Origin of the sequence: Micromonospora sp. NPDC050980 (genome assembly GCF_040653835.1) — a bacterium.
Lineage (GTDB): Bacteria > Actinomycetota > Actinomycetes > Mycobacteriales > Micromonosporaceae > Micromonospora.
In genome coordinates, this window is record NZ_JBFAGS010000002.1 from 71,617 (window position 1) to 98,065 (window position 26,449).

Here is a 26,449-nt window from a genome sequence, read left to right on the forward strand (position 1 = left end):
CGTCGACGTTAGTTATCATTCGATTACAACCGGGAGTGCGCGATGACCGCCGTCCTCGACCGGGAGGCTTCCCCCGCCGCCCGCCCTCTCGCCGCGGTGCTGGCCGCCGTCGGTGTCCCGACCTTCATGGTCACGCTCGACAACCTGGTGGTGACCACCGCACTGCCCGTGATCAAGACCGAGTTGGACGCCTCCCTCACCGACCTGCAGTGGTTCGTCAACGCGTACACGCTGCCGTTCGCCGCGTTCCTTCTCACCGCCGCGGCACTGGGCGACCGAATCGGTCGGCGGCGGATGTTCGTGGCCGGGATCGTCCTGTTCACCCTCGCGTCCGCGGCGGCGGCACTGGCGAGCGAACCGTGGATGCTCACCGCCGCGCGGGCGGTTCAGGGCCTCGCGGGCGCGGCCGTCGCACCCCTGGCACTGACCCTGCTGATCCAGGTCGCGCCCGCGGACAAGCGCAACGTCGCGGTCGGGGTGTGGGGCGGGATAAGCGGACTGGGTGTCGCGGTCGGCCCGGTCGTCGGCGGTGCCGTGGTCGAGGGCCTGCACTGGTCGTGGATCTTCTGGCTGAACGTGCCGGTCGGAGTCATGGCCGTCCTGCTCACCACCACGGTGCTGCGCGAGTCGCGGAGCGGCGCGCGGCGACTCGACCCGCTGGGCCTGCTGCTTTCCGCAGCCGGCATGTTGTCGCTGGTCTGGGGCATCGTGGACGGGCCGGACCGCGGATGGACCTCCGGCCGGGTGCTCGGCCTTCTGGGCGCCGGCATCGTCCTGGTCGGCGCGTTCCTGCTCTGGCAGCGGCGCACCCCGACGCCGATGCTGCCCCTCACGCTGTTCCGGTCGCGCGGTTTCGCCCTTGCCACGGTCGTCACCCTGACCTTCTCGGCGGGAACCTTCGGCGCGATATTCCTGCTCTCCCAGTTCTTCCAGGTCGTGCAGGGCTTCAGTCCGTTGACGGCGGGCATCCGCACGCTGCCCTGGACGATGGCGCCGATGGTCGTCGCGCCGGTGGCCGGGATCTTCGCGGACCGGGTCGGGGTCCGGAACCTGATCGTCGCCGGACAGGCCCTCCTCGCTGCCGGCGTGCTCTGGATCGCGCTAGCCGTCACGACCACCGTGTCCTACGACGACTTCGTCGTCGCCTTCGTGCTGGCGGGCGTGGGCATGGGTCTGACCTTCGCGCCGATCAGCACGATGGCGCTGGGCAGTGTGCCGGCTGAGCGGAGCGGCGTGGCCTCGGGCACCAACAACACCATGCGCGAACTGGGCGTGGCGGTCGGCGTGGCGGTTCTCGCCTCGGTCTTCAGCGAGAACGGCGGCTACGACTCACCGCAGGCGTTCGTGGACGGACTCGCCCCGGCCGTGACGGTCGGTGCCGCCATCATCGCGGTGGGCGTACTCGTCGGGGCGCGCCTGCCTCGCCATCCGACCCACCGGTGAGAGCCCGCGTCGCCGAACAGTGCCGCGCTCGCGGGAGGTGGCACCACGCTTCGCCGCCTCGTGGGGACGGCATCACCGTGGATGCCGCCCCGACGAGGCGTTCGCCTGCACGGACGTCAGGACCGGCGCCGCTGCGGCGTCCGCCAGCGCCCCCACCAGCGCAGCACCACCAGCAGGGCCCCGTAGACGGTGGCGTTGTCCGGCCACTGGGTGACCACCCGCCCCGACTTCACCGCGAAGTAGTTGTTGCCCTGCACGAACGCGGTGGCGTTGATCTTCCGCTGCAGCCAGTCGTTGTACCGCTGGTTGGCCGCCGCGCTGACCTCCACCGCCGGCTGCCGGGTGCGAACGAGTCGACTCAGCTCCCGGCTGATGAAGCGGGACTGGCGCTCCAGATTGGTGATGATCAACCCGCCGTTGGTGTTGGGCCCGTAGAGCATGAAGAAGTTCGGGAAGTTGGGGGTCAGCACGCCCAGGTACGCCTGCGGCTCGCCGGCCCACGTCTCGCGCAGGGTGCGCCCGTCGCGGCCGACGACCTCGATGCTGGCCAGATATTCGGTCGCCTCGAATCCGGTCGCCAACACGATCGCGTCGAACCGGTGCCGGACGCCGGCGGTGTCGACCAGGCCGTCCGGGGTGCAGCTCAGCACCGCCCGGGGCACCACGGTGACGTTGTCGCGCCGCAGGGCGGGATAGAAGTCGCTGCTGACGATCGTGCGTTTGCCGGCGAACGGGTAGTCCGGGGTGACCGCTGCCATCAGGTCCGGCCGGTCGGCGAACACCTCCCGCGCGTAGGCCAGCGCCCGTTCCCGGGCCTTGGTGTTGATCCGGTGTCCGGGGCGGAAGAACGCGCCGCGCCACTCCCGCCGCTCCTGCAACAGATAGAGCCGCAGCCGGTTGAGCCGCTGCAGGGTGTGGCTGCGCCGGTACAGCCGCCGCTCCCGCGCGGTGAAGTCCCGGTCCCGTTTGGGCAGCAGCCAGCCGGGCTGGCGCTGGAACAGCGTCAACGCGGCCACGCTCGGCGCCAGGGTCGGCACCACCTGGGCGGCGCTGGAGCCGGTGCCGACCACCGCCACCCGCTTGCCGGTCAGGTCGTGCCGGTCGTCCCAGACCGCGGTGTGCAGCACCGGGCCCGGGAACTCCGCCAACCCCGGCCAGTCCGGCCAGCGCGGCTTGCCGAACATGCCGAGCGCCGACACCACGGCGTGGAAGAACGACTCCTCGCCGGCGGCGGTGCGCAGCCGCCAACCGCAGCGCGCGGCGTCCCAGGTGAGCCGGCGCACCTCGGTGCGGAACCGGATCAGCGGCCGGATGCCGAAGCGGTCCACGACGTGCTCCAGGTAGCGCTGCAACTCGGGCTGCCGCACGTGGGTGCGGCTCCAGTCGTACGGGGCGAAGGAGTAGCTGTACAGGTGCGAGGCGGCATCGGTCTCGGCGCCCGGGTACCGGTTGTCCCACCAGGTGCCGCCGGGGCCGTCGGAGCGTTCGAAGACGGTGACGTCGGAGAAGCCACGCCGACGCAGTTCGATCGCGGCGGCGATGCCGCCGAATCCCGCGCCGATCACGGCGACCCGCAGCTCTGCCGGGCGTGAGGGGGATGTCAGCACTTCGGTCTCCAGGCTCGGGCGAGCTCGCGCAGGTCGTGCGCGAGACGGGTGATCACGGCGTCGGTGGAGAGGACGCCGACGTCGGTGGCGAAGCAGTGCACCTGGCCGTGGCGCACGCGGCAGGTGACGGGCACGCCGGCGGCGCGCAGCCGGTCGGCGAAGAGCAGTCCTTCGTCGCGCAGCACGTCACAGCCGGCCAGGTCGAGCAGTCGGCGGGAGCAGGGCGAGGTCCGGCGCGCGCGGCGGTGAGGCGTCCGGGCCGGCGCCACCCCGGTCTGCCGCAGTGGCGCTGTCCGGTCCGCGAGCATGGCCGACGTCAGCCGCCGCGCGTCGGGGTGCAACGGGTCGGGCGGGGGCGACGAGGAATCGGCGTCGTGGGTCATGGCGCTCCTCGGAGGGGGTGCGGGACGGGGTGGTCAGCCGACCTGCCAGCCGCCGTCGACGACCAGCCGCTGCCCGGTCACGTACCGGCTCAGGTCGCTGGCGAGATAGACGTAGGTGTCGGCGACCTCGTCGGTCTCCGCCAGGTGGCCGAGGGGGATGCGTCGGGTGAACGCGGCTCGTTCGGCCGTCACCTCGGTGCCGTTGTCGTGGGCGCGGCGCTGGAACAGTTCGGCCATCATCGGCGAGCCGACCTGGCCGGGGCAGACCGCGTTGACCCGGATGCCGTGCGGGGCAAGGTCGGCGGCCATGCTCTCGGCCAGCCCGATCAACCCGAACTTCGATGCCGAGTAGGCGGCGTTGCCGGCGCCGCCGCGCACGCCGAACAGCGACGAGGAGAAGATGATCCCGGCCGGCGCGCCGGCGGCGGCCATCCGCCCGGCGAAGATCGACGCGGTGTGGAACGCGCCGGTCAGGTTGACCTCGATCACCCGGCGCCACTCGGCCTCGCTGATCTCCAGCACCGACTTGAGCACCAGGACCCCGGCGTTGACCACGAGCAGGTCGCACTCGCCGACCGTCTCGGCGGTGCGGGCGGCGCACCGGCGCACGCTTTGCGGATCGGTGACGTCGACGTCGATGCCGTGGCTGGGCACGCCGTGGCGGGCGGCGATGGCGGCGGCGACCTCCGCGCAGGCCGCGCCGTCGAGGTCGGCGACGACCACCGAGGCGCCGTGCGCGGCGAACCGTTCGGCGATGCTGCGGCCGATCGCGCCGACCGCACCGGTGACCACGGCGCGGCGCCCGGCGAGCAGCGCGCCGCTGGCGGGGGGTGGAACGGTCATCGGTGGCCTCCCGGCGGGTGGCGGACGGCGTTGAGCACGAGTTGGTCGTGCCCGGGGACGATGCGGGCGTCGGAATCGGCCGCCTCGCGCAGCAGCCGGTCCAGGGAGCGGTCGGCCAGCTCCTCGTCGCCGGGGCGTGCGGCGGCGCAGGAGCCGCAGGGGGTGCGGTCGAGGAAGTTCTGGCCGAGGTCGGCGGCGTCGGCGGCGAAGAGCCAGGTGCCGGTCTCGGGCAGGTCGACGCGCAGCGACAGATGGCCGGGGGTGTGCCCGGGGGTGCTGAGCACGCGGACGCCGGGGGCCAGGTCGGTGTCGCCGTCGAGCAGTTCCCATCGCGTGCCGGGGTGCGACCAGTCCGGCGGGTGGAAGCCGGCGGTCACACCGACCGCGCCGCTGCGGGCGAAGGCCAGCTCGTCGCGGTGCGCGGCGACCGGCACCCCGTGTGCCGCCAGGGTGGGGATGCCGCCGGCGTGGTCGACGTGCAGGTGGCTCACCACCGCGCGGGAGATCTGCTCAGGAGTCAGTCCCACGGTGGCCAGCGCCGCGGCCAGTGGGTCCCCGGCGAGCCCCCACGTCCAGCGGCGGTCGGCCGGCGGGGTGGGGGTGAGGTGCCAGCGGAAGTCGTCGTCACCGTTGTCGCCGGCGGCGTACGCGGCCTGCACGGCGGGGGAGTCCAGCGCGGCCCGGGCCATCTCGGTGTCGAAGAGGATCCACTCGTCGCCGCCGCGGACCAGCACCCCGACGAACGACTCCCAGTAGTGGCGCTCCACCGGGCCGCCGCGCAGGGACAGCGCCGCGCTGACCCGCTCCGCGCCGTACTGGAGCAGGTACATCCGGTCCGCACGATGCCCGCTCATCTCGGTTCCCGCTCTCGGTGGGCCGGCCGCACGTCGCTGACCAGGAGATTCATCGGCCCAGCGTAGGTGGGGCGGGCGTGGGCGCGATCAGTCATCGGGGTGCTCCCGCCGGGCGGCGCGGTGCTGGGCGGCGGCGTGGACGGCCATCCGGAGCGCGACCAGGGTGAGGAACGCGGCGAACAGCACCGCGGCCGCCCGTGGTGGCAACCAGACCGCCACCGCCGCGCCAAGGATCGAGGTGGCCACCCCGGCCAGCCCCATGCTGGCCGCGGCCCGCAGGTCGGCGTTGCCCCGGCGGTGGTTGGTCCAGGTGGCGAGGATGCCGGTGGGGATGACGGCCAGCAGCGAGGTGCCCTTGGCCACCACGTCGCTCATCTCCAGAAACAGGATCATGACGGGGACCATGAAGATCCCACCGCCGACGCCGAGCAGCCCGGAGAGCACGCCGGTGACGACGCCGAGGGCCACCAGGCCGATCGCGACCCCGCTGGTCAGATCGAGGGTGGCGTCCCGGTCGGGGATCTCCACCACCAGCCGGGCCGCGGCGAGCAGCATGAAGCCGATGAACAGCCACCGCAGCGGCGTCTGCGGGATCCGGGCGAGCAGCCGGGCGCCGACGATCGCGCCGCCGCCCGCGCCGAGGATGAGCAGCCCGGCCACCGGCAGGTCCACGGCGTCGAAGAGGAGGTAGCCGACCACGCCGGAGATGGAGATCGGCACCACGGCGGCCAGCGAGGTGCCGTGCGCCAGGCGTTGGTCGAAGCCGAGCAGGAGCACCACCGCCGGGACAATGAGCACCCCGCCACCGACGCCGAAGGCGCCGGAGAGCAGACCGGCGACCAGGCCGATCAGGGCGAGCTTCCACCACGGCGGCGCGGGCCGGACGGTCGGGTCGGCCGGGGCGCCGGTGGTGGCCGGCGTGGTCATGCCACACCCGCCGGCGTGTCGTCGAGCGGGGCGGGGGCGTGGCCCACCACCCGGCGGTAGTTGACCGGGTCGGTGGCGCCCTCGGTGTTGACCACCAGGACGCAGGCGTCCGGGGCCAGGCCGGTGCGCGTCCGGTCGCCGGGATCGCCGGTTCGGGCCACCGCGAGGAGCCCGGCGAGGCCGGCGGCGCCGGACTCGCCGGCGACCACTCCGGCGTCGGCGAGTTCCGTCATCGCGCGGTGCGCGGCGTCGTCGTCAACGGCGAGGAAGACGTCGGCGCCGGCCCGCACCGTCGGCCAGGCCAGCACCGAGGGCAGGCCGCAGTTCAGCCCGGCCATGGTGGACCGGTGTGGGCCGGGAACCTCGGCGAGCCGGCCGGCGCGGGCCGAGGCCATCAGGCAGTTCGCGCCGGTGGGCTCCACCACGACGGTACGCGGCGGCGGCCCGGGCCGGTCCGGGGCGCGGAAGTGGCGGATCCCGGCGGCGGCGAACGCCCCGACTCCGGCCTGCAGCGCCACCACCGTCGGCGCGGGCAACCCGCGCCCGGCGATGTCGGCGTCGATCTCGGCGAAGAGGGTCGCGTAGCCGGCCACCACCGCGGCGGGGATCAGCTCGTACCCCGGCCACGAGGTGTCGGAGACGACCAGGGTGTCCGGTCCGGCGAGCGCGGCCGACGCGGCGATCGCGTCGTCGTAGCTGCCGTCGACCACCACCACCTCGGCGCCCTCGTCGGCGATCGCGTCGGTGCGGGCCCCGGCGGTGCCGGCGGGCACCAGGATCGTGGCGGCGACGCCGAGCAGGCGAGCCATCCGGGCCACGCCGCGTCCGTGGTTGCCGTCGGTGGCCGCGACCAGCCGGCGGGTCCGCGGGCGGGGAATCGCGGCGGCGACCCGGTCCAGGGTCAGCGGGGTGACCGGCTGCGCGATCCAGTGCCGCAGCACCGCGGTGACGGTGGCCCAGGAAGCGCCGAGGATCTTGAAGGAGGGTAGCCCCAGCCGGGTCGCCTCGTCCTTGACCAGCACGGCCCGCACGCCCAGCAGTCGGGCCAGCTCGGGGCTGTCGCGCAGCGGGGTGCAGCGGTAGCCCGGCAGGCTGCGGTGGAACGCGCCCGGCCCGGCGTCGCCCGGGGGCGCGCCGGTGGGCAGCGCCGGGAGCGGCCCGGTCGCCGGATTGAGGTGGAGTTCGTAGCGCATCGGTGGGTCGCCTCTCAGACCGCGGTGTAGCCGCCGTCGACCACCAGCGCCTGGCCGGTCAGGTACGCGGAGGCGGGGGAGGACAGGAAGAGGATGGTGCCGACCAGGTCCTCGGGCCGGGCCTGGCGGCGCAGCGGGATGCTGGCGGTGAGCGCGGCGAGCGCCGCGTCCGGGTCGCTCTGGTGCGCCCAGAACCCGTCGTTGAACGGGGTGTCCACCCAGCCGGGGCAGAGCGCGTTCACCGTGGTCCCGGCCGGTCCCAGCTCGTCGGCCAGTGCCCGGACCAACCCGAGCAGCCCCGCCTTGGTGGCGTGGTAGGCGGGCATGCCGGCGTGCCCGCGCAGCGCCCCCGTGGAGGAGGTGAACACCACCCGTCCGGCGGGGGAGCGGCGCAGGTAGGGCTCGGCGGCCTGCACGGTGAGGAAGGGGCCGCGCAGGTTGACCGCGCTGGCCCGGTCCCAGTCCCGGGCGGTCCAGCTTCGCAGCGGGTACGCGTCGAGCACCGCCGCGTTGTAGAACACCACGTCGAGCTGCCCGTGTCCGAGTTCGGCGGCAGCGGTCACCGCGGCGGCCGGCCCGTCGACGGTGCCCAGGTCGCACTCGTGGAACGCGGCCCGGCCGGGGCGGTTCTCAGCCACCAGCGCCCGGCCGCTGCCGGCGTCGCGATCGGCGAGCAGCACGGTGTCGCCCCGGTCCCGCCAGGCCCGGACCGCGGCCGCGCCGATCCCGGTGGCGCCGCCGGCGACCAGGACCACGCTCACGGTCGGGTCTCCAGCGCGCAGTTCCCGGCGGCCTTCTCCGCGCAGGCCTCGTCGACCGGGGAGGCGGCGCCGCTGACTCCGAGGCCGCCGACGAGCTGGCCCGCGGCGTAGAGGGGGATGCCGCCCGGGAACACGACGGCGCGGCCGCCGAGGGTGCCGGCCAGGCCCCAGTCGCCGCCGCCCGGGGCGGAGCTGGCGATCCAGGCCGAGGTGGGATGGCCGAAGCTCGCCGCGGTGAAGGCCTTGTCGAGGCCGAGGGTGAGGGCGCCGAGCTGGGCGCCGTCCATCCGGCCCGCGGCGACCAGGTTGCCGCCCCGGTCGACCACGGCGGCGGCCAGCCGGACGCCCTGCCGGGCGGCTTCGGCGTGCACCTCGTCGACGAGTCGCCGGGCCAGCTCGTGGGACATGTCGGGTTGCTGGATGAGGGTCACGGTCAGCTCCAGGGGTCGGTGCGGTCGAGCGGGTCCAGGCGGCCTTGATATTCCTTATACTTCATACATAATATGGTCGGGGTCAAGAGCCGAGCGGCGGTTCATCTCCCGAAGGAGGCGGCCGATGACGGCAGCGCAGGCGCACGGCCGGGTCGTCACCGGCGTAGGGGGAGCGGTGAGCGCGGCCCACCCGCTCGCGGTCTCCGCCGCGACCGGTGTGCTCGCCGACGGCGGCTCCGCCCTCGACGCGGCCGTCGCCGCCCAGGCGGTGATCTGTGTGGTGATGCCGCAGGCCGGCGGGCTCGGCGGTGATCTCATGACGCTCGTCCGGGAGCCCGACGGTCGGGTCGTCGCGGTCAACGGCGCCGGTCGGGCGCCGCGGGCGCTGCGACACGTCGACACCGACGGCGGGGCGTCGGTGACCGTTCCCGGCCTGGTCGACGGCTGGGCGGTCGCGCACCGGCACTGGGGCCGTCTGCCGCTGACCCGGGTGCTGCGTCCCGCCGTGCAGCTCGCGGAGCGCGGCGTTCCGGTCGACGCCGCGGTGGTCCGGTCCGTCGAGGCGCAACGCTCCCGCCTGGTGCGCGGCGGAGCGGCCGACTGGCCGTTGCTCGCCCGCGCCGCCGGCGACCGGTGGCGGCAACCGGAGCTGGCGGTCCTGCTGCGGGGCGTCGCCGAGCGGGGTCGCGACGCGTTGCACGCCGGTCCGGCCGCTGCCGCGATCGTGGCCGCCGCCCGCCGGCACGGCGGCGAGCTGAGCGAGGCCGATCTGGCCGGGCACCACACCGCGGTCGGGGCGCCGGTGACCGTCGACTGGGCCGGCGGGCTGCTGCACGTGCAGCCGCCCTCCTCGCAGGGGATCCTGCTGGCGCTGGCCGCTCGCTGGCTGCACCGGCACCCGCCGGCCGCCGGGGACGATCTGGACCACCTGCTGGTCGAGGCGACCGAGGCCGCGTTCCGGCACCGTGACGACTGCGCCCGCGGCGCGGCGCTGCTGGCCGAGCCGCTGGCGGTGGACCGGCGGCGGGCACGCCGGCGAGGCGGCCCCCGGGCCTACCTGCACACGGCCGGCGTGGCCACCGCGGACGCCGCCGGCCTGGTGGTGTCCTCCCTGGTCAGCGTCTTCGACGACTTTGGCTCGGGGGTGTACGTGCCGGAGGTCGGGCTGGTGCTCAACAACCGGGCCGGCGGCTTCACCGGCGGCCCGAACGCGGCCACCCCCGGAGCGCTTCCCGTGCACACCCTCGCCCCCGCGATGGTCGAACTGCCGGGCCGGGCGCTCGCGCTGGCCACCCCGGGCGCGGACGGCCAGGTGCAGACGCTGCTGCAGATCCTGGCCCGGATGCGGTACGACGACGCCGACCTGGCCACGGCCCTGGCCGCGCCCCGGTGGCGCAGTCAGGGCGGCGAGCTGCTCATCGAGCACGACCACCCCGGGCGGGCCGGGCTGGTCGACCGGGGCCACGCCGTGCGGGACGTCCCCGCCGGTGACGAGCTGTTCGGTGCCGTGGTCGCCGCCGGCGCCGGTGCTACCGGCCCCTTCGCGGCCGCCGACTGGCGGCGTCTCGTCCGGTCAGGAGTGGTGTGATGACAGGCTTTCCGGATCACGACGAGGCCGCGGCGCTGTGCGCCCGGGCGCAGGGGCGGCGCGCCGAACTGGTCGACCTCTGCGCCGACCTGGTCGCCGCGCCGAGCGTCAACCCGCCCGGGGACACCCGCGAGGTCGCCGAGGTGGTCGCCGGCGCGCTGCGCGCTGCCGGGTTGCGTCCCCGCCTCGAACGGCGCGTCGACACCATGCCCTCGGTGCTGGCCGAGGTCGACTCGGGCCGGCCGGGTCGGCACCTGGTGCTCAACGTGCATCTCGACACCATGCCGCCCGGCGACGAGTCGGCCTGGTCCGTGCCGGTGTGGAGGCTGACCTCGCGGGAGGGCCGCCTCCACGGACTCGGCATGGGCAACATGAAGGGCGCGGTCGCCGCCATGGTGCATGCCGTCCGGTTGCTGGCCGAGGAGCGTGCACGCTGGTCCGGGCGGGTCACCTTCACGGCGGTCAGCGACGAGGTCGTGTTCGGTGACAACGGGGCGGCGTTCCTGCTCCGTACCCATCCCGAGCTGGTCGCCGACGGGTTGTTGTGCGGGGAGGGGCCGGGCTTCCGACGGTTGGCGCTGGGAGAGAAGGGCGTGCTGTGGTTGGCGGTGACCGCGACCGGCGAGCCGGGGCACTCCTCGGCGGTCCGGGCCGGCGCGTCGGCCTCGGCCCGCCTGGCCGCGGCGGTGCAGCGGATCGACGCGCTCACCGGCTCGGTGGGCCGGCTGCCGGCGGAACTGGCCGAGGTGTCGGGCTCGGCCGGGCTGGACACCGGTCTCGAGCTGACCGCCAACGTCGGCACCATGACCGCCGGCTCCTTCGTCGGCCAGATCGCGACCACCGCCCGGGCCGAGGTGGACCTGCGGCTGCCGCCGGGGATCGACCTGACTGGGGCCGAGGAGGCGGTCCGGCGCGTGGTGGCCGACATTCCGACGGTCGAGGTGCGTCGCCTCAAGGGCTGGGACGCGAACTGGACCGCTCCGGACACCGACCTGGTCCGGGCCTGGCGGGCCGCCGCGCACGAGATCGGCGCCGGAGAGCCCCGGTACGCCATCCGGCTGCCGGCCAGCGACGCGAGTCGCTGGCGGCGTGCCGGGGTTCCGGCGCTCTGCTACGGCCCCCAGCCGACCCTGTCGGCCGGGATCGACGACTACGCCGAGGAGGATGAGGTGGTGCGGTGCGTCTCGCTGTACGCGCTGGCCGCCCTGCATTTCCTGGCCGGGGCCGCGCGCTGAGTGCCGGAAACGCGACCCGATGTATCGGGGAGGGGTGCTGCCGAATAAGATATCAACTATGGTGTGGCCCGGGAGGTGTCGATCCGTCGATCACCGTGCTCATCCGTCGGAGGGAAGTTGATGGCCGCAGTGCAGCCGAGGACCGGCGCCGCTGACCACGGGTTGCCCGACGGGTTCGGCGGCTCCCTGCCGGCTCGCATCCACGAGCTGCTGGAGCGGGCCATCATCGAGGGGGTCTTCGCGCCCGGCACCCGGATGCACGCCGACAAGCTCGCCGCGCAGTACGGCGTCAGCCGGATCCCGGTCCGGGAGGCGCTGCGCTCGCTGCACGAGGCGGGCTGGGTCGACATCCGGCCCCGCTACGGCGTCTACGTCCGGGACCGCTCCGAGCGCGAGCTGCGCGAGCTCTTCGAGACCCGGGCCGTGATCGAGTCCGCGATCGCCGGCTGGGCGGCCGAGCGGCGCTGCGCCGACGACCTCGCCCGACTCGACCAGGTGATCGAGGCGGAGCGGCAGGCCGCCGACGGCCAGGACTCCGCCCGGCTGCTGGCGCTCAGCTCGGAGTTCTACGCCGCGCTGCGCCAGGCCGCGCACAACGAGGTGATGGCCGGGGTCTCGGCGGAGTTGGAGAAGCGGGCGCGGTTCTACTTCTCCATGGTCGCCGCGGATCTGGGCGGTGACTGGGCGTCGAAGCAGGAGAAGCTGGCCGCGCTGGTTCGCGCGCAGGACGTCGCCGGCGCCGCCGCGGAGTCCCGCCGGCACATCGAGGAGACCGGCGAGGCGGTCGCCCGGCTGCTGACCGGCGCCGAGACCGGCTGAACCCTCGGCGGCGTACCGGCCCCCGCCGCAAGCGCTCTGAGCTGGGCGGATCGCGGATACCGACGTATCGTTCCGGCTAGCCACCAACCGCCCGGCTAGTGTATATCTTATCCAATCTCGCGAGCCTCGCGGATCGGCCCGGCGGAGGCGCCATGCCACGCACGTACGAACTCGCCCCGTTCCTCGGTGAACCGCTGCCGGTGGAGATCGTCAGTCGGCTGCACGAGGTGCGCCGCGACGACGCCTCGCTGGTGCTCACCTGCGGCACCGACCGCTACGAACCGCTGTTGCAGGACTACTACGGCACCACGGTGGAGACCGTGTTCGGCGCTCCGGCTCCGGGCCGGGACGCCACCATCCGGCTGGACTTCTGGCAACCGGGCGTGGTGCGGCTGCGCTACTCGCCCGCCGGTGCGTCGGCGGAGGATCCGGGGGAGATGCTGGTCGGCCGACCGGATCCGGACGTGCGGGTCGAGCTGGCGCGCACCGCCGACGGCTACCTCGCGCAAACCGCGGAGGTGGAGCTGGAGATCGTCGCCGAGCCGTGGCGGCTGGTGCTGCGCGACCGGTCGGGCCGGGTGCTCTGGGCGACCACGCCGGTCGACCTGCCGTCGTTCCGCCGGCCCGAGCGGCAGTGGAACCCGGCGGAGCAACGCTGGATCTTCCTGCATCGCTACGCCTACCCGCTGGGCAGCACCGTCGGTGGGCGCCGGGCCGCCTTCGGCTCCTTCTCGCTGCGGCACGACGAGCACATCTACGGTTTCGGGGAGAGCTTCGGCCGACTGGACAAGGCCGGCACGTTCCAGCGGATGTGGTTGCAGGAGGCGTTCTCCAACGCCAGTCCGGCCGCCTACAAGCAGGTGCCGTGGCACCTGAGCAGCCGCGGTTACGGCATGTTCGTGCACACCGCGAACGCCACCGGCTACCACGTCGGGGACCTGGAACACTCGGCGTTGTCGGTCACCGTCGAGGAGACCGACAGCCTGGATCTCTTCCTCGTCGCCGGCCACGGCCCGAAGGAGATCCTGCCCCGCTACACCGCGCTGACCGGACGCCCGGCCGTGCCGCCGAAGTGGACGTTCGGCCTGTGGATGTCCCGGATCAGCTACACCAGCCAGGACGAGGTGGAGCGGGTCGCGGCCGACCTGCGCTCGCACCGGATTCCCTGCGACGTGCTGCACATCGACACCGGCTGGTTCGCCCGCGACTACACCTGCGACCTGACCTTCTCCACCGAGCGGTTCCCGGACCCGGCGGGCATGTGCGCCCGCCTGGCCGAGCAGGGCTTCCGGGTGTCGCTGTGGCAGTGGCCCAACTACAACGTGACATCCCCGCTGTTCGACGAGGGGGTCGCCGGGGGCCACCTGGCCCGCCGACCCAGCGGGCACACCTTCACCTACGCCGGCGGGTACGGCGAGGACGCCGGCTTAGTCGACTTCTCCAGCCCGGAGGCGGTGCGGTGGTACCAGGAGAAGCTCGCCGCGCTGTTCGACCTCGGCGTCGCGGCGATCAAGGTGGACTACGGCGAGGGCGCGCCGCCGGACGCGGTGTACGCCTCGGTGCCCGGCGCGGCCATGCACAACCTCTATCCGCTGCTCTATCAGAAGGCCGTGTGGGAGGTGGCCGAGCGCTCGCGGGGCGAGGCCGTGCTCTGGGCCCGGGCCGGCTGGGCCGGATCGCAGCGCTACCCGATCCACTGGTCGGGTGACGGGGTGGCCCGCTTCGAGGACCTGGCCTGCGTGCTGCGGGCGGCGCTGTCGATCGGGCTCTCCGGCTTCCCGTTCTACTCGCACGACATCGGGGGCTTCTCCGGGCTGCCCGACGCCGAGCTCTACGTTCGGTGGAGCCAACTCGGGCTCTTCTCCTCGCACGCCCGGGCGCACGGCGTCCCGCCGCGCGAACCCTGGGCGTTCGGCGAGCGTGCCGAGGGGATCGTCCGGGACCTGCTGGAGTTGCGCTACCGGCTGCTGCCGTACCTGTGGACCGAGGCCGAGCGGTGCGGGCGGACCAGCCTGCCGATGGTGCGCGCACTGTTCGTGGAGTGGCCCGACGACCCGGTGGCCCACCGGGTGGACGACGCGTACCTGCTCGGCGACCGGCTGCTGGTGGCGCCGGTGCTGGAGCAGGGGGCGGTCTCCCGCCGGGTCTACCTGCCGGCCGGCCACTGGATCGACTGGTGGACCGGGCAGCGCCACGAGGGGGGTCGCTGGGTGGTGGCCGACGCCCCGCTGGAACGGATTCCGCTGTTCCTGCGCGGCGGCACGGCGCTGCCGCTCGCCCCGGCCGCCCAGCACGTCGGGGCGGTGCCGGCGGACCGGTTGACGGTGGTCCTCGCGGCGGTCGAGGAGCCGGGCGACTACGAGATCCGGCTCTCCGACGATTCGTCGCTGCGGTTGCGCTGGTCGGTCGCCGACGGGACGGTCCGGCTGCGACGCGAGGGCGCCCCGGTGCGCCTCGAACTCGTCCTGCTGGGAGTCGAGCTCGGCGCCGCGCCCCGGGCCGTCGCCGGCGAGACGGACCTGGCGGTGGATCGGGTGCCCGCGGGGCTGGCCGTGGCGGTCGGAGATTTCGACGAGGTCTCGATTCGGCCAGGTCATTGACGTGGCCTGGATCACTGTAGAAGATATCTTGTATATAAAATCAGTTTTTCCCCTCCCGGGAGGTCCCATGCTCCGCCCCCGCACAGCCGGACCCGCCACGCTCGCCGCCGTCCTGTCCCTGTCCCTCGCGCTGGCCGGATGCGGTGGTGGTGGTGGTGGTGTGCAGGTCGGCGGCGACGACGGCGAGATGACCGGTGAGCTCGTCGTCTGGCACTACTACGACGAGGGTTCCGGCGGCCTTCAGCCGTTCGTCAAGACCTGGGAGGAGCGCTTCGAGAAGGCGAACCCCGAGGTCGACGTCAAGTTCGAGTACGTGCCCTACGACCAGATGGCCAGCAAGGTGATCTCCGCCGCCGCCGCGGGCAAGACCGCCGACGTCATCCTGACCGCGGCCCCCTGGGTGCCCGAGATGGTCAAGGCCGGCGCCGTGCGGGAGATCGGCGACAGGTGGGACAAGTTCCCGGACAAGGGGCTCTTCCCCGAGAAGGTGGAGGAGGGCGGAATCCTCCAGGGCAAGCGGTACGCCGTCCAGGCGTTCGCCAACATCGAGGGCGTCTACTACAACAAGACGATCCTCGACAAGATCGGCGCCGCCGTGCCCACCAACCTCGACGAGTTGGAAGCCGCCATGGCGAAGGCGGCCGAAGCGGGATACACCCCGTTCACCACCGCCGCGCCGACCGGCGCCGGCGGCGAGTTCAACGCCGTGCCGTGGCTGGCCAGCAACGGGTGGAGCTACACCGACGCGGGAGCGGCCAGCGCCAAGCAGACCCTCCAGCGGATCCAGACCTGGCGGGACCGCAAATGGCTCTCGCCCAACGACGCCAGCGGCTTCAACGCCGGCAAGAACTTCACCACCGGCCGGTACGCCTTCGCCCAGGAAGGCAACTGGATGCTCGGCACGTTCAAGAAGGATCTGACGTTCGAGTGGGGCGTCACCCCGCTCGCCGGGCACGACAAGGCCCTCATCGGCGGTGAGTCGCTGACCGTCGGTGGCAGGACGGAGAAACCCGCACTGGCCTGGAAGTTCATCGCGGACACCTTCCTGTCCGAGCAGGGCGGCATCGACGCCGCCGAGGCCGGCTCGGTGCCGTTGCGCAGCGACGTGGCCGACCAGGACGTGGTCACCAAGGACGTCAACCTCAGCGCGTTCACGAAGATCGCCGCCGCGTCGATCGCCGCCCCGATGGTGCCGAACACCGGCAAGGTCTCCGACGCGATCGGCGGTGCCTGGAACGAGTTGATCGCCGGCCGGATCGACGCCGACGCGGCGGCCGACCGGATCGCCGAGCAGGTTCCTCCGCTGCTGGCCGACTGACCGACGTTCCCGTGCACGTCCGGTACTGACCATCTCTGGAGGCAACGGACATGACCGTTCCCCTCGCGGAAAGGAGCGGGTCGCTGGCGGCCGGCGACGCGCGACGCGTCGCCGGCCGCCCCGCCGCGCGGCGGCGCGGCCCGTCCGGCCGGCTGCTCTTCGCCCTGCCCGCGTTCGCGTTCCTGATCGTCTTCTTCGTCTACCCGCTGGGGCTGCTGTTCGACACGTCGGTGCGCGAGGTGTCGCTGGGCAGCGCCGCCACCCCCGGCAACCCGCTGGTCGGCGCGGAGAACTACCGGACCGTGCTGGCCGAGACGGCCTTCCGCGAGGCGGTGCCGCGAACCCTGATCTTCCTGATCGGTTCGGTGGCGCTGCAACTGGTCCTGGGGCTCTGCGTGGCGCTGGTGCTCAACGAACGGTTCCGGGGCGTCGCCATACCCCGGTTCCTGATCTACTTCGTCTGGCTGCTGCCCCCGGTGGTCAGCGGCGCGGTCTGGAAGTACGCCCTGGATGGCACCGAGCAGGGGGCGGTCAACGACGCCCTGCTCGCCCTCGGGGTGGTCGACTCGCCGGTGCTGTTCCTGACCCGGCCGGCGGTGGCGTTGGCCGCGATCACGCTGGTGACCGCCTGGGCCGGGGTGCCGTTCGTGGCCATCGTGCTGACCGCTGCCCTCAAGGACGTGCCCGGAGAACTCTACGAGGCCGCCCGGGTGGACGGATGCGGTTCGTGGCACCGGTTCCGGTGGGTGACGTTGCCCTCGGTCACACCGACGCTGAGCATCCTCGGCACGCTGCTGCTGATCTACAGCTTCAAGGCGTTCGACTACATCTTCGTGCTGACCCAGGGGGGCCCGGGCACCTCCACCAGCACGGTGCCCTACCTGGCGTACCTCTACTCGTTCGCCCAGTTCGACTTCGGGCTCGGCTCCGCCATCGGGGTGGTCTCCGTGGTCACGGCACTGGTGTTCGCCGTCCCCTACCTGCTTCAGGTGCGCAAGGAGGAACAGTCGTGAGCATCGCCCAGTCCGCCCCGCCCGGCCGCGGCATCAACTCCGAGGGGCGCGGCTGGCGCCGGGTGGGACTCGTCTTCCTGGTGCTGCTCACCCTCGCCTACGGGCTGCCGCTGCTGTGGATGCTGGGCACCTCGCTCAAGGAGGCCGGTGACCTGGCCACCGACGGCTGGCTGCCGTCGCACCCGACCACGGCGGCGTACCGGTCCTTCTTCGCCACCGACTTCCTGCCGGCATTGCGCAACTCCGTGGTGATCAGCACGACCACCACGCTGCTGTCGCTGGGCCTCGCGGTGCCGGCGGCGTACGGGCTGTCGCGCACCCGCTCCCGGCTGATCGTGCCGGGGCTGGTGCTGCTGCTGGTGGTGCAGCTCATCCCGACCTCGGCGACCTTCATCCCGCTGTTCCGGCTGCTCGCCCAGCTCGGGCTGGTGAACAGCCAGTTCGGGGTCTCGCTGGCCCAGGCCACGCTCTTCGTGCCGTTCGCGGTGCTGATCCTGCGACCCGCCTTCAACGCGCTGCCGCCGGCGCTGGAGGAGGCGGCCAGCATCGACGGGGCCGGGCGGGCGCGGTTCCTGCTGCGTATCGCGCTGCCTCTGCTGCGCAACACGGTGCTGGTGACCGCCGCGATCGTGCTGGTCTCCTCCTGGGGCGAGCTGGTCTACTCGCTGACCTTCCTGCTGGAGCAGGACAAGTATCCGCTCAGCGTCTACATCGCCCAGTCGGTCGGCCGGTTCAACAACACCTGGAACCTGCTGATGAGCGTCGCGGTGCTGGCCAGCCTGCCGGTGCTGCTGGTGGTGCTGGCCGCCCAGCGCCGGCTCCGCGACGGGGTGACCCTCGGCGCGGTGAAGTAGCGCCCCGGGCCCAGGGGCCGGCCCGCGGGCCGGCCCCTGGGCCGACCGGCTCAGGGCAGCAGCGGGTTGAACTCGCCGTCGACCGGGTCGCCGGGCGTGTGCCCCGGCAGCCAGCAGGCCAGGTCGGCGGCCTGGTGGGCGTTGCGTGGCTCGGCCACCGGCACGCCGTCGGCCACCCAGATCACCGTCATCACCTCGCGGACCGCCGCGCCCCGGTTGGGCAGCGCGCGGTGCACCGTCCAGCCGGCGTGGAAACTGGCGTCCCCGGCGACCATCGGTCCGGTCCCGGTGACCCGGAACCCGCGTGCGGCGATCACCCGATCGAAGTGCTCGTCGGCGGCGTCGGAGATGGCCACGTCACTCAGCGCCCGGGAGGTGTGCGACCCGTCGGCGAACTCCAACCCACCCGTCTCCGGCGTGACGTCGACGAGCGGCATCCACATGGTCACGGTCAGGTCGGTGTCGAAGGGCCAGTAGAGCGAGTCCTGGTGCCAGGGCGTCCGGCCGCCGCCGGCCTCCTTGTAGAGCGCCTGGTCGTGATAGAGCCGCACCCGCTCGACCCCGAGCAGCCGGGCGGCCACCCCGGCGAACCGCCGGGCCAGCACGAACCGGGCCACCTCGGGGTCACGCCGCCACAGGTTGGTGACCTGGAGGAAAGCCCGCCCGTAGGTGTCCCGGTCGGCGAGCGCCCGCTTCTCCGTGGTGTACCGCATGGTGGCCGCGGAGATCACCGGTCGGTAGGCGGTGACCTCCGCCGCGGTGGCCAGCCCGGGCACCACCACGTGACCCTCGGCGCGGTAGGTGTCGACCAGGGCGTCGTCGAGCGGGTGCGGGGCATCGAGCGCGGGCGTCTGCGCGGTGGTCGTCATGCGGCCCTCCTGGTACCGGTTGGGATCTGGACCGTGCCGACGGTAGGTGCGAGCAGTGCCGGGCCCGGGGTATCCGTTGGCCTTTCGGGTATCGGCTGGTTGAATCGCGTGGGTGAGCACAACCCCGCCGGCCCTGGTGGCCTACCGGACCGGACCGCCCGGGCGGCTCGGCCGGGTGCACTCCGTGGGCCGGGTGCAGGGCGGGCGCGGGGTGCCGACCGGGCCGCCGCGCCGGTTCCACAGCCACGCCCTGATGTACGTCTGGGGCGGGCACGGGCGCTACCGCGACGCCCGCCACGATTTGCCGCTCGGTCCCGGGCACCTGGTGCACGTGTTGCCCGGGCACGCCCACTGGTACGGCGTCACCGGCGCCGGCACCTGGAACGAGGTGCACCTGGTCTTCTCCGGTCCGGCCTTCGACCTGGCCGCGCGGCAGGGCCTTGTCGATCCGGTCCGCCCGGTCCGCCGGTTGACCCCGGTCGAGCACTGGCGGGACCGGCTGGACCGCTTTCGCACCGTCCGCCCGCCGCGCGGCCCGGCCGGCGCGGACGACGAGGTCTGCGAGGTGCTGCGGCTGCTGGTCGAGATCGCCGCCCGGGATGCCGTCCCCGAGCACGACGGCGCTCCGGCAGGCCCCCCGGGCTGGCTGGTCGAGTCCCGGGTACGCCTCGGCGACGACCTGGGCGGCCCGCTGGACCTGCGCGCGGTGGCGCTCGCGGTGGGCATGTCCTACGAGACGTGGCGCAAGCGCTTCCAGGCCGCGACCGGGGAGCCACCGGCCCGGTACCGCCAGCGACGGCGGGTCGAGGCGGCCGGGGAGCTGCTGCGCCGCACCTCGCTGACCAACCGGGACATCGCCGCGAGCCTCGGCTTCACCGACGAGCACCACCTGGCCAAGCAGTTCCGGCGGCTCACCGGCCTGACCGCGGGCGAGTTCCGCCGTACGCTCGGCTGAGTCGTGCCCGGGTGCGCGGTCAGCGGCGGGCCGCGTCGTGGCGCCACCGGGTGGGCGGGCAGCCGTGGCGCCGGCGGAACGCGCGGGCGAGCTGGGTGTGCGAGGAGAAGCCCACCTCGGCGGCGATCCGGGCCACGCTCGCACCGGTGGTGGCGAGCAGTTCCGCCGCCCGTTCCACCCGGCGCTCCAGCAGGTACGCGTACGGCGGTTGCCCGACCTCCGCGACGAACAGCTCGGCCAGCCGGGTCCGCGACAGTGCGCACGCCGCCGCGAGGTCGGCGAGTCGCCAGGCGGCGGCGTACTGCTCGTCGAGCAGCCGCCGGGCGTGGGCGACCGCGGGATGACCTGGCAGTCGGCGGCGTGCCGTGGCCCGGGGACCCAGCAGCCGGGTCACCTCGACCACCAGCAGTTCGACGGCGGCGGCGCGGGCCACCGCCCCGAACGGGAGATCCCCCACCACCTCCCGGACCACCGCGCGCAGCGCGGGCGCCGCGGCGCGGGCGTCGGCGCAGACCCGCACCCCGGCGCCGGTCCAGGCGGCGGCGAGTTCCGGGCGGCGGGCGCGGAGCACCCGCAGGTCCACCGCCGCATACGCGAAATGCTGCCGGACGCCGCCCTCGGGGCGTGGCACGGTGCGGTGCGGCAGCCCCGGCGGCACGGCGACCAGCCAGCCGGGGGCCAGCCGCAGGTGCCGTCCGGCGAAGCGCCAGGACGAGCCCCCGTGCAGTTGCAGGTAAAACTCCCAGCCCGGGTGCCGGTGCTCCACGACCCGGTGCCGGGGGACGGCCCAGTTCTCGCCGACGTGCAGCAGCCCGCTCGGGTCGCCGGGGGTCTCGGCGTGCACGCCGGACTCCACGCCGGGCGGCAGCCAGAGTCGCCAGCCGGGCGTCGGATCCGCCGCCGACCCCGGACGATCCGCCTCCTGCGCCGGCTGCTGCCGACCTAGCGTCTCAGCCATGACGAATCCCTTCCCGGTCGACGTGCCGGTGTTGCCCACGCCCGACGACATCGCCGCCTACCGCCGGGACGGTTTCCTGGTGGTGCGTGGCCTGATCCCGCCGGGCGTGCTGGACGCCGCCGAACGCGGCATGGCCCGCTTCTACGCCGGTGACCTGGACGCGCCCTTCCCGGGCCGCACCCGCCACGACGACTACGACTGGACGCCCGCGCACGGCGGTGGTCTGCGCAAGAACGACTACACCTCGCGGATGGTCGTCGAGCTGGCGCACCTGGTGGAGTTCCCCGCCATCGGCGCGTACGCCGCCGCGCTGGCCGGCGCGGCGGGCATCCGGCTCTGGCACGACCAGTTGCTCTACAAGCCGGCGGGGCTGGACGACGCGCGCGGCAACGTGGGCTGGCACACCGACCGGCAGTACTGGCTCTCCTGCTCCAGCACGGAGATGCTCACCTGTTGGGTGCCGTTCCACGACTGCGACGAGAGTGTCGGCGGGGTCTCGTTCGTGGCCGGCAGCCATCGCTGGCCGCCGCAGCGGGGGCTGGACTTCTTCGCCGGGGACCTCACCGCGCAGGAGGCGTCCTTCCGCCCGGCCGGCGCGGCGGCCCGCAAGGTGGTGCCAGTGCTGCGGCGCGGGGACGTGACGTTTCACCACTGCGGCACCGTGCACGGCAGCGGGCCGAACCTGGCCGATCGGCCGCGCCGGTCGATGGCGATCCATCTCCAGCCTGCCGACAACCACTGGGTGCCGGCGACCGATCCGGCCGGTGCGCCGGCGTTCCACCGCAACGACGAGCTGGTCCGCTCCGTCGACGGACATCCGGACTACGCCGACTCGCGGATCTCGCCGATGCTCTGGCCGGCCCGTCCGCCGGTGGGGGTTCCCCATGAGGCGGCATCCTAGTATCTTTTATAAATGATTTCCCAGCAGTCTGCCGGTGCCGCCGCCGAGCAGACGGCGTCCCGCCCCTGGTGGCGGGACGCCGTCTGCTATCAGGTCTACGTCCGCAGTTTCGCCGACGGCACCGGTGACGGCGTCGGCGACCTGCCCGGTGCCGCGGCGCACCTGCCCCACCTGGCGTCGCTCGGCGTGGACGCGGTCTGGCTCACCCCGTTCTACCCGTCCCCGATGGCCGACGGCGGCTACGACGTCGCCGACCACCGCGACGTCGACCCGCTCTTCGGCGACCTCGCGGACTTCGACGCCTTCGTGGAGCGGGCGCACCGGCTGGGGCTGCGGGTGATGGTCGACGTGGTGCCGAACCACTGCTCCACCGCACATCCCTGGTTCGTCGAGGCGCTCGCCGCGCCGCCCGGCTCGGCAGCCCGCCGCCGCTTCGTCTTCCGGCCCGGTCGGGGCCCGGACGGCGAACTGCCCCCGAACAACTGGCAGAGCGACTTCGGCGGCCCGGCCTGGACCCGCACCGTCGGCCCGGACGGCCGTCCGGGGGAGTGGTACCTGCACTTGTTCGCCCCGGAACAGCCGGACTTCGACTGGTCCTCCCCGGAGGTGGCCGACGAGTTCGACGACATCCTGCGCTTCTGGCTCGACCGGGGGGTGGACGGATTCCGCATCGACGTCGCGCACGGCCTGGTCAAGCGGGACGGGCTGCCGGACAACCCGCCCCGGCCGGCCCCGCCGCCCGGGGTCTACCGGCCCGAGGGCCACGAGTGGGACCAGCCCGGCGTGCACGAGATCTACCGGCGGTGGCGGCGGATCCTGGACGCCTACCCGGGGGACCGGATGGCGATCGGCGAGGCGTGGGTGACCGAGCCGGAGGCACTGGCCCGCTACGTCCGACCCGACGAGCTGCACCAGGCCTTCAACTTCCACTTCCTGCAGGCCCCGTGGGACGCCGGCGCGCTGCGCATCGCGGTGCGGGACTCCTTGGACGCGGTCCGGCGGGCGGGCGCGCCGGCGAGCTGGGTGCTCGGCAACCACGACGTCGTCCGGCCCGTCACCCGCTACGGCGACGGACCCACCGGCCTGCGGCGGGCGCGCGCCGCCGCCCTGCTGATGCTCTTCCTGCCCGGCTCGGTCTACCTCTATCAGGGCGAGGAGCTCGGCCTGCCAGAGGTGCTCGACCTGCCCGACGAGGTGCGACAGGACCCGGCCTGGTTCCGCTCCGGGGGCGCCCGTCCGGGCCGGGACGGCTGCCGGGTGCCGATGCCGTGGCGCCCGGAGGCGGCCGGCCTCGGCTTTGCCCCGGCGGACGCGACGCCCTGGTTGCCGCTGCCGGCCGACTGGGCCGAACTGGCCGTCGACCGGCAGCGGAACGACCCGACCTCCACCCTGCGCCTCTACCGCAGCGGCCTGCGGCTGCGGGCCGCGCACCTGACCGGCGCCGACGAGCTGGCCGAGCTCGACGACGGCGGCGACGCGCTCGTGCTGCGCCGGGGCCGTGCGCTCTGCGTGACCAATCTCGGGCCCGATCCGGTGCCGGCCCCTGCCGGTGGCCGTCCGCTGCTGGCCAGCGCCCCGCTGGCCGGTGGTGCGACGACCACCGACGTGACCTCCTGGTGGCTGCTCGGCGGCCCCGGCTGATCCGGCGGCAGCGGACCGGACGCCGTGCGGCCCGCGCCGGCGCTCACCCCGCGAGCAGGTCCGGGGCCTCCCCGTCCTGGTCCACACCGAGCAGCAGCTCCTGCAACCGGCGGACGTCCGGCGGCACCCGCACCGGGTGACCGGACCGTACCCGGCTGGGGGTGACACCGTAGGCGGCCCGGAACCGGTGCGAGAGATGGTAGGCGTCGGCGAAGCCGCAGCCGGCCGCCACCACGGCGAGCGGCTGGCCGGCGGAGCGCACCAGCGCGGCGGCCCGGGCCAACCGGACCCCCTCGACGGCGCGAGCCGGTGGCAGGCCGAGATGCTGCCGGAACAGCCGGCTGAACGCGCCGACCGAGATCCCGGCGGCCTGCGCCAGCTCGGCCTGGCTCACCGGTCGCAACACCCCGTCGGCCCAGCGTTGCCGCACGTGGCGCACCGCCTGCCACAGGGGCACCGGGATGTCGCCCGGCCGCACGGCGTCGGGCGTCAGCCCGGTCAGCGCGGCCCGGAGCAACAGGTCGAAGGTGGCGTCGGCGAGCGGTGCCGCGGCCGGATCGGTCCGGGCGTCGAGCCAGACCAGGTAACGGAACAGGCGGGCGGTGATCCCGGTGGTCGACCCGGGCCGCGCCAGCCGCGGCAGGGTCAGCCCATCGGCCACCGAGAAGTGCAGGTACGCGTGGCGGGTGGGCAGGCGCGGATGCCACCGGTAGGCGTCCCGGCTGCCGGCGGGCGCCAGCAGCACGGTCCCGGGCCCCAGGTCGGCCGGCACGTCGTCGGAAGTCCAGGTGCCGTCGCCGGCCAGCACCACGAGAAGCTCGTGGTCGTCGAGCACCCGTTCGGCGATGGTGGCGCCCGCCGGCGAGACGGCCAGAAGCGCCGGATCGCGTCGCAGCACCACGGGCGGATCCCACCCGAGGTCTCGGTCGCCAGACGGGGGCGCACCGGTGGCCACATCACGATCAGACATGTCTCAAGTCTAATCCGACATGGCCAGAGGTCTTTTCCGACCAGCAGACTGACATGAATAAACAAACGGAAGAGAGGCTATCGATGAGTGCGACGGTAACGGCCACGGACACCCCGCTGCGACTCGACGAGTATCTGCGCGACGGCTTCACCGTGCTGCGGGGTGCGCTGAGCCGGGCCGAGGTCGACGCGATCAACGCCGAGGCACTGCGCCTGTGCCGGTTGGACTTCCACCACCAGGTGGGAGACGGCACCGCCCCCGACGGCAGCGCCGCGCCGCCGGCGGCCCTGTCGTCGGCCACCGGCGACTCCGACGCCGAGGTGCTGCGCCGGTACCTGTGCGTGCACTTCCCGCACAAGCTCTCCGGGCTGATGGCGGAGGCGCTGCGGCATCCCCGGATCGTCGACGCGCTGACCCAGATCATCGGCCCCGACGTGAAGGCGATGCAGTCGATGCTCTTCCTCAAGGCCGAGGGCAAGCCGGGGCAGGCATGGCACCAGGACGAACTGTTCATCCCGACCCGGGACCGTTCGCTCACCGCGGCCTGGATCGCGCTGGACGACGCGCGCGTCGACAACGGCTGCCTCTGGGCGCTGCCCGGCTCGCACCGTCCGGGGGTGCTCTACCCGGAGCGGGAGCACGACGACCCCAACTACGACTGCACCTGGGAGGCCTACGACTTCCCCTACACGCAGGACGACGCGGTGCCGCTGGAGGTCGACGCGGGCGACGTGGTGCTCTTCAACGGCTACCTGCTGCACAAGTCCCTGCCCAACACCAGCACGCGGATGCGACGCGCCCTGGTGCACCACTACATGAGCGCGCAGTCGCTGCTGCCCTGGTTCCACCAGCCCGAGGTCTACATGGGAAAGACCGACTTCCGGGACGTCGTGCAGGTCGCCGGCACCGATCCCTACGCGTACCGGGGCTACCAGGAGATCTCGGTGCCGCAGGTGCGACCCGACCGGCAGGGTGGCTGCAAGCGCTGACCCCGAGCCCGACGCGCGTCTCCAGACGGCGGACGTGCCACCCCGGCGGTCAGCGCGGGTCGGCCGTGTCCTGGCGCAGGGCGGCGTCGATCCGGTGCAGGGTGGTGGTCATGCCCGCACGGAGGTGGGCGGCCCGGTCGGGTACGCCGACGGCGTCCTGGATCCTGCGGACGATCGCCATCTGCGGTGTCGTCCGGGTCATCGACTCGGTGATCCGGGTGCCGCCGTCGACCTCCTCAAGCTGGTAGCGCCACGACGACGAGGACGGCCAGTCGGTGGTGAAGGCGAACGCCCGCCCCGGCGTGGCCTCGGTGACGGTGGCGCCCATGCGCCACCGGTAGAGCCGGCCGATCCGGTTGCGTCCGGTGAACCGTCGGCCGTGCTCGATCCACCTGGCGGCGTAGGTCTCCGGACTCCACTCGCCCATCCTGGTGATGTCGCTGATCAGAGCGTAGACGCGCTCGGGGGCGGCGGGGACGGTGTGGGTGACGGTGACCGCGAGCGCGGGGTGCTCGGTGAGGTCGGCGATCAGCCGGCGGGCCAGCCGCACCGACGACGCGGGATTCTGCCCGGTGTAGAGACTGCGGTCCACCGTGACGTGGGGCCGGAGCGGGAGCCGGCCCCTGACGTAGCGGGCGCCGCGCTCGACGAGCCGGTCCTCCAGGAGCCACGGCGCCTTGCGGGCGAACCGGTTGAGCAGTTCCTCCCGGTTGGACAGGGCGGTCAGGGTGTAGCCGGCGAACGGCCATGAGCCGTCCTCGTCCGCCGCGGCCAGCAGCGCCGCGGGGGCGTGGCAGAGCAACGCCAGTGGTCGGGCGGAGCGGAGCCGGCGGGTGAGCAGGGCGCCGGAGACGGGGTCCGCGGCGAGATCCTCCATCGGGCCGTGCCCGCCGGGATAGAAGACCACGTCGAAGTCGTCGGGGTCCATCTCGGCCAGGACGCGGGGGTGGGCGAACGTGTCGGCGTGCGCCGCCAGGTACCGGCGGTGGCGTCGGGTGCGCCACGGGCTGCCGGCGAGCGGGCCGAGACTCAGCCGGTCGACGGTGGGTGCGACGCCGCCCGGGGTCGCCACGGTGACCTGCCAGCCGGCCTCGGTGAAGAGCCGGTGCGGCTCGACGACCTCCTCGGCCCAGAAGCCGGTGGGATGTCGCGTGCCGTCGCGCAGCGTCCAGTGGTCGGCGGCCGACACGACCATCAGCACCGTACGCATCGTCGCACCCCCAGATCCGAACCAGGCGGTTCGGTCCTCAGGTCTACCATCCCCGCACGCCGAAAACAAACCGTGCGGTTCGGTTTG

General features: G+C 73.6%; 24 protein-coding genes. 12 read left to right on the forward strand and 12 right to left on the reverse strand.

Annotation, left to right across the window (positions count from 1 at the left end; all coding sequences use genetic code 11):
• The first annotated feature begins 42 nt into the window (after positions 1-42).
• On the forward strand, positions 43-1,443 hold the full coding sequence (locus tag AB0H28_RS04350; protein WP_358034041.1) for a DHA2 family efflux MFS transporter permease subunit: 1,401 nt from the start codon (positions 43-45) through the stop codon (positions 1,441-1,443).
• 116 nt (positions 1,444-1,559) lie between these two features.
• On the opposite strand, the gene AB0H28_RS04355 is transcribed toward AB0H28_RS04350, so the two are convergent.
• From AB0H28_RS04355 to AB0H28_RS04390, 8 genes are all read right to left on the reverse strand, one after another.
• Positions 1,560-3,050 carry an NAD(P)/FAD-dependent oxidoreductase gene (locus AB0H28_RS04355; protein ID WP_358034044.1) on the reverse strand — a complete coding sequence of 497 codons (1,491 nt, stop codon included), beginning with the start codon at positions 3,048-3,050 and terminating at the stop codon, positions 1,560-1,562.
• The gene (locus AB0H28_RS04360; protein WP_358034046.1) at positions 3,044-3,433 is read right to left on the reverse strand and encodes an alpha/beta hydrolase fold domain-containing protein; all 390 of its coding nucleotides are present in this window, start codon (positions 3,431-3,433) and stop codon (positions 3,044-3,046) included. The genes AB0H28_RS04355 and AB0H28_RS04360 overlap by 7 nt, the downstream gene beginning before the upstream one ends.
• A gap of 33 nt (positions 3,434-3,466) precedes the next feature.
• Positions 3,467-4,276, reverse strand: a complete 810-nt coding sequence (locus AB0H28_RS04365; protein ID WP_358034049.1) for an SDR family NAD(P)-dependent oxidoreductase — start codon at positions 4,274-4,276, stop codon at positions 3,467-3,469.
• Positions 4,273-5,130: an N-acyl homoserine lactonase family protein gene (locus tag AB0H28_RS04370; protein ID WP_358034052.1), complete on the reverse strand. Its 858-nt coding sequence runs from the start codon at positions 5,128-5,130 to the stop codon at positions 4,273-4,275. The genes AB0H28_RS04365 and AB0H28_RS04370 overlap by 4 nt, the downstream gene beginning before the upstream one ends.
• 87 nt (positions 5,131-5,217) lie before the next feature.
• Complete coding sequence (locus tag AB0H28_RS04375) at positions 5,218-6,057, reverse strand: sulfite exporter TauE/SafE family protein (RefSeq protein WP_358034055.1); 840 nt, start codon at positions 6,055-6,057, stop codon at positions 5,218-5,220.
• Positions 6,054-7,250, reverse strand: a complete 1,197-nt coding sequence (locus tag AB0H28_RS04380) for a diaminopropionate ammonia-lyase (RefSeq protein WP_358034058.1) — start codon at positions 7,248-7,250, stop codon at positions 6,054-6,056. Before AB0H28_RS04380 ends, AB0H28_RS04375 begins: the two co-directional genes overlap by 4 nt.
• 14 nt (positions 7,251-7,264) lie before the next feature.
• Positions 7,265-8,011 carry an SDR family oxidoreductase gene (locus AB0H28_RS04385; protein ID WP_358034061.1) on the reverse strand — a complete coding sequence of 249 codons (747 nt, stop codon included), beginning with the start codon at positions 8,009-8,011 and terminating at the stop codon, positions 7,265-7,267.
• On the reverse strand, positions 8,008-8,442 hold the full coding sequence (locus tag AB0H28_RS04390) for a heme-binding protein (protein WP_358034064.1): 435 nt from the start codon (positions 8,440-8,442) through the stop codon (positions 8,008-8,010). The genes AB0H28_RS04385 and AB0H28_RS04390 overlap by 4 nt, the downstream gene beginning before the upstream one ends.
• A 124-nt stretch (positions 8,443-8,566) precedes the next feature.
• On the opposite strand from AB0H28_RS04390, the gene AB0H28_RS04395 reads away from it, so the two are divergent.
• From AB0H28_RS04395 to AB0H28_RS04425, 7 genes are all read left to right on the forward strand, one after another.
• Entirely contained in the window at positions 8,567-10,030 is a 1,464-nt protein-coding gene (locus tag AB0H28_RS04395) for a gamma-glutamyltransferase (protein ID WP_358034066.1), read from the forward strand.
• A complete protein-coding gene (locus AB0H28_RS04400) occupies positions 10,030-11,265 on the forward strand; it encodes a M20/M25/M40 family metallo-hydrolase (RefSeq protein WP_358034069.1) in 1,236 nt (411 codons plus the stop codon). Before AB0H28_RS04395 ends, AB0H28_RS04400 begins: the two co-directional genes overlap by 1 nt.
• A gap of 120 nt (positions 11,266-11,385) precedes the next feature.
• Positions 11,386-12,084, forward strand: coding sequence for a GntR family transcriptional regulator (locus tag AB0H28_RS04405; RefSeq protein WP_358034072.1), 699 nt, complete (start codon positions 11,386-11,388; stop codon positions 12,082-12,084).
• 152 nt (positions 12,085-12,236) lie between these two features.
• Complete coding sequence (locus AB0H28_RS04410; RefSeq protein ID WP_358034075.1) at positions 12,237-14,684, forward strand: TIM-barrel domain-containing protein; 2,448 nt, start codon at positions 12,237-12,239, stop codon at positions 14,682-14,684.
• 67 nt (positions 14,685-14,751) lie between these two features.
• On the forward strand, positions 14,752-16,002 hold the full coding sequence (locus tag AB0H28_RS04415; RefSeq protein WP_358034078.1) for an extracellular solute-binding protein: 1,251 nt from the start codon (positions 14,752-14,754) through the stop codon (positions 16,000-16,002).
• A gap of 50 nt (positions 16,003-16,052) precedes the next feature.
• Positions 16,053-17,015 carry a sugar ABC transporter permease gene (locus AB0H28_RS04420; RefSeq protein ID WP_358034081.1) on the forward strand — a complete coding sequence of 321 codons (963 nt, stop codon included), beginning with the start codon at positions 16,053-16,055 and terminating at the stop codon, positions 17,013-17,015.
• Positions 17,012-17,869, forward strand: a complete 858-nt coding sequence (locus AB0H28_RS04425) for a carbohydrate ABC transporter permease (protein ID WP_358034083.1) — start codon at positions 17,012-17,014, stop codon at positions 17,867-17,869. Before AB0H28_RS04420 ends, AB0H28_RS04425 begins: the two co-directional genes overlap by 4 nt.
• A gap of 50 nt (positions 17,870-17,919) precedes the next feature.
• On the opposite strand, the gene AB0H28_RS04430 is transcribed toward AB0H28_RS04425, so the two are convergent.
• Positions 17,920-18,738: a phytanoyl-CoA dioxygenase family protein gene (locus tag AB0H28_RS04430; protein WP_358034086.1), complete on the reverse strand. Its 819-nt coding sequence runs from the start codon at positions 18,736-18,738 to the stop codon at positions 17,920-17,922.
• Between the two features lie 112 nt (positions 18,739-18,850).
• On the opposite strand from AB0H28_RS04430, the gene AB0H28_RS04435 reads away from it, so the two are divergent.
• The gene (locus tag AB0H28_RS04435) at positions 18,851-19,693 is read left to right on the forward strand and encodes an AraC family transcriptional regulator (protein WP_358034089.1); all 843 of its coding nucleotides are present in this window, start codon (positions 18,851-18,853) and stop codon (positions 19,691-19,693) included.
• Between the two features lie 19 nt (positions 19,694-19,712).
• Here AB0H28_RS04435 and AB0H28_RS04440 read toward each other — a convergent pair whose 3' ends face one another.
• Complete coding sequence (locus tag AB0H28_RS04440; protein WP_358034092.1) at positions 19,713-20,651, reverse strand: AraC family transcriptional regulator; 939 nt, start codon at positions 20,649-20,651, stop codon at positions 19,713-19,715.
• On the opposite strand from AB0H28_RS04440, the gene AB0H28_RS04445 reads away from it, so the two are divergent.
• Complete coding sequence (locus AB0H28_RS04445) at positions 20,650-21,552, forward strand: phytanoyl-CoA dioxygenase family protein (RefSeq protein WP_358034095.1); 903 nt, start codon at positions 20,650-20,652, stop codon at positions 21,550-21,552. The genes AB0H28_RS04440 and AB0H28_RS04445 overlap by 2 nt on opposite strands.
• A gap of 12 nt (positions 21,553-21,564) precedes the next feature.
• Positions 21,565-23,193, forward strand: coding sequence for a glycoside hydrolase family 13 protein (locus tag AB0H28_RS04450; RefSeq protein WP_358034097.1), 1,629 nt, complete (start codon positions 21,565-21,567; stop codon positions 23,191-23,193).
• Between the two features lie 43 nt (positions 23,194-23,236).
• On the opposite strand, the gene AB0H28_RS04455 is transcribed toward AB0H28_RS04450, so the two are convergent.
• Positions 23,237-24,163 (reverse strand): AraC family transcriptional regulator, encoded by a 927-nt coding sequence (locus tag AB0H28_RS04455; protein ID WP_358034100.1) that lies wholly within the window; start codon positions 24,161-24,163, stop codon positions 23,237-23,239.
• Between the two features lie 83 nt (positions 24,164-24,246).
• Between AB0H28_RS04455 and AB0H28_RS04460 the strand changes: the two genes are divergently transcribed.
• Positions 24,247-25,152: a phytanoyl-CoA dioxygenase family protein gene (locus tag AB0H28_RS04460; RefSeq protein ID WP_358034103.1), complete on the forward strand. Its 906-nt coding sequence runs from the start codon at positions 24,247-24,249 to the stop codon at positions 25,150-25,152.
• A gap of 49 nt (positions 25,153-25,201) precedes the next feature.
• On the opposite strand, the gene AB0H28_RS04465 is transcribed toward AB0H28_RS04460, so the two are convergent.
• On the reverse strand, positions 25,202-26,362 hold the full coding sequence (locus AB0H28_RS04465; protein ID WP_358034106.1) for an SRPBCC family protein: 1,161 nt from the start codon (positions 26,360-26,362) through the stop codon (positions 25,202-25,204).
• Positions 26,363-26,449 lie beyond the last annotated feature (87 nt).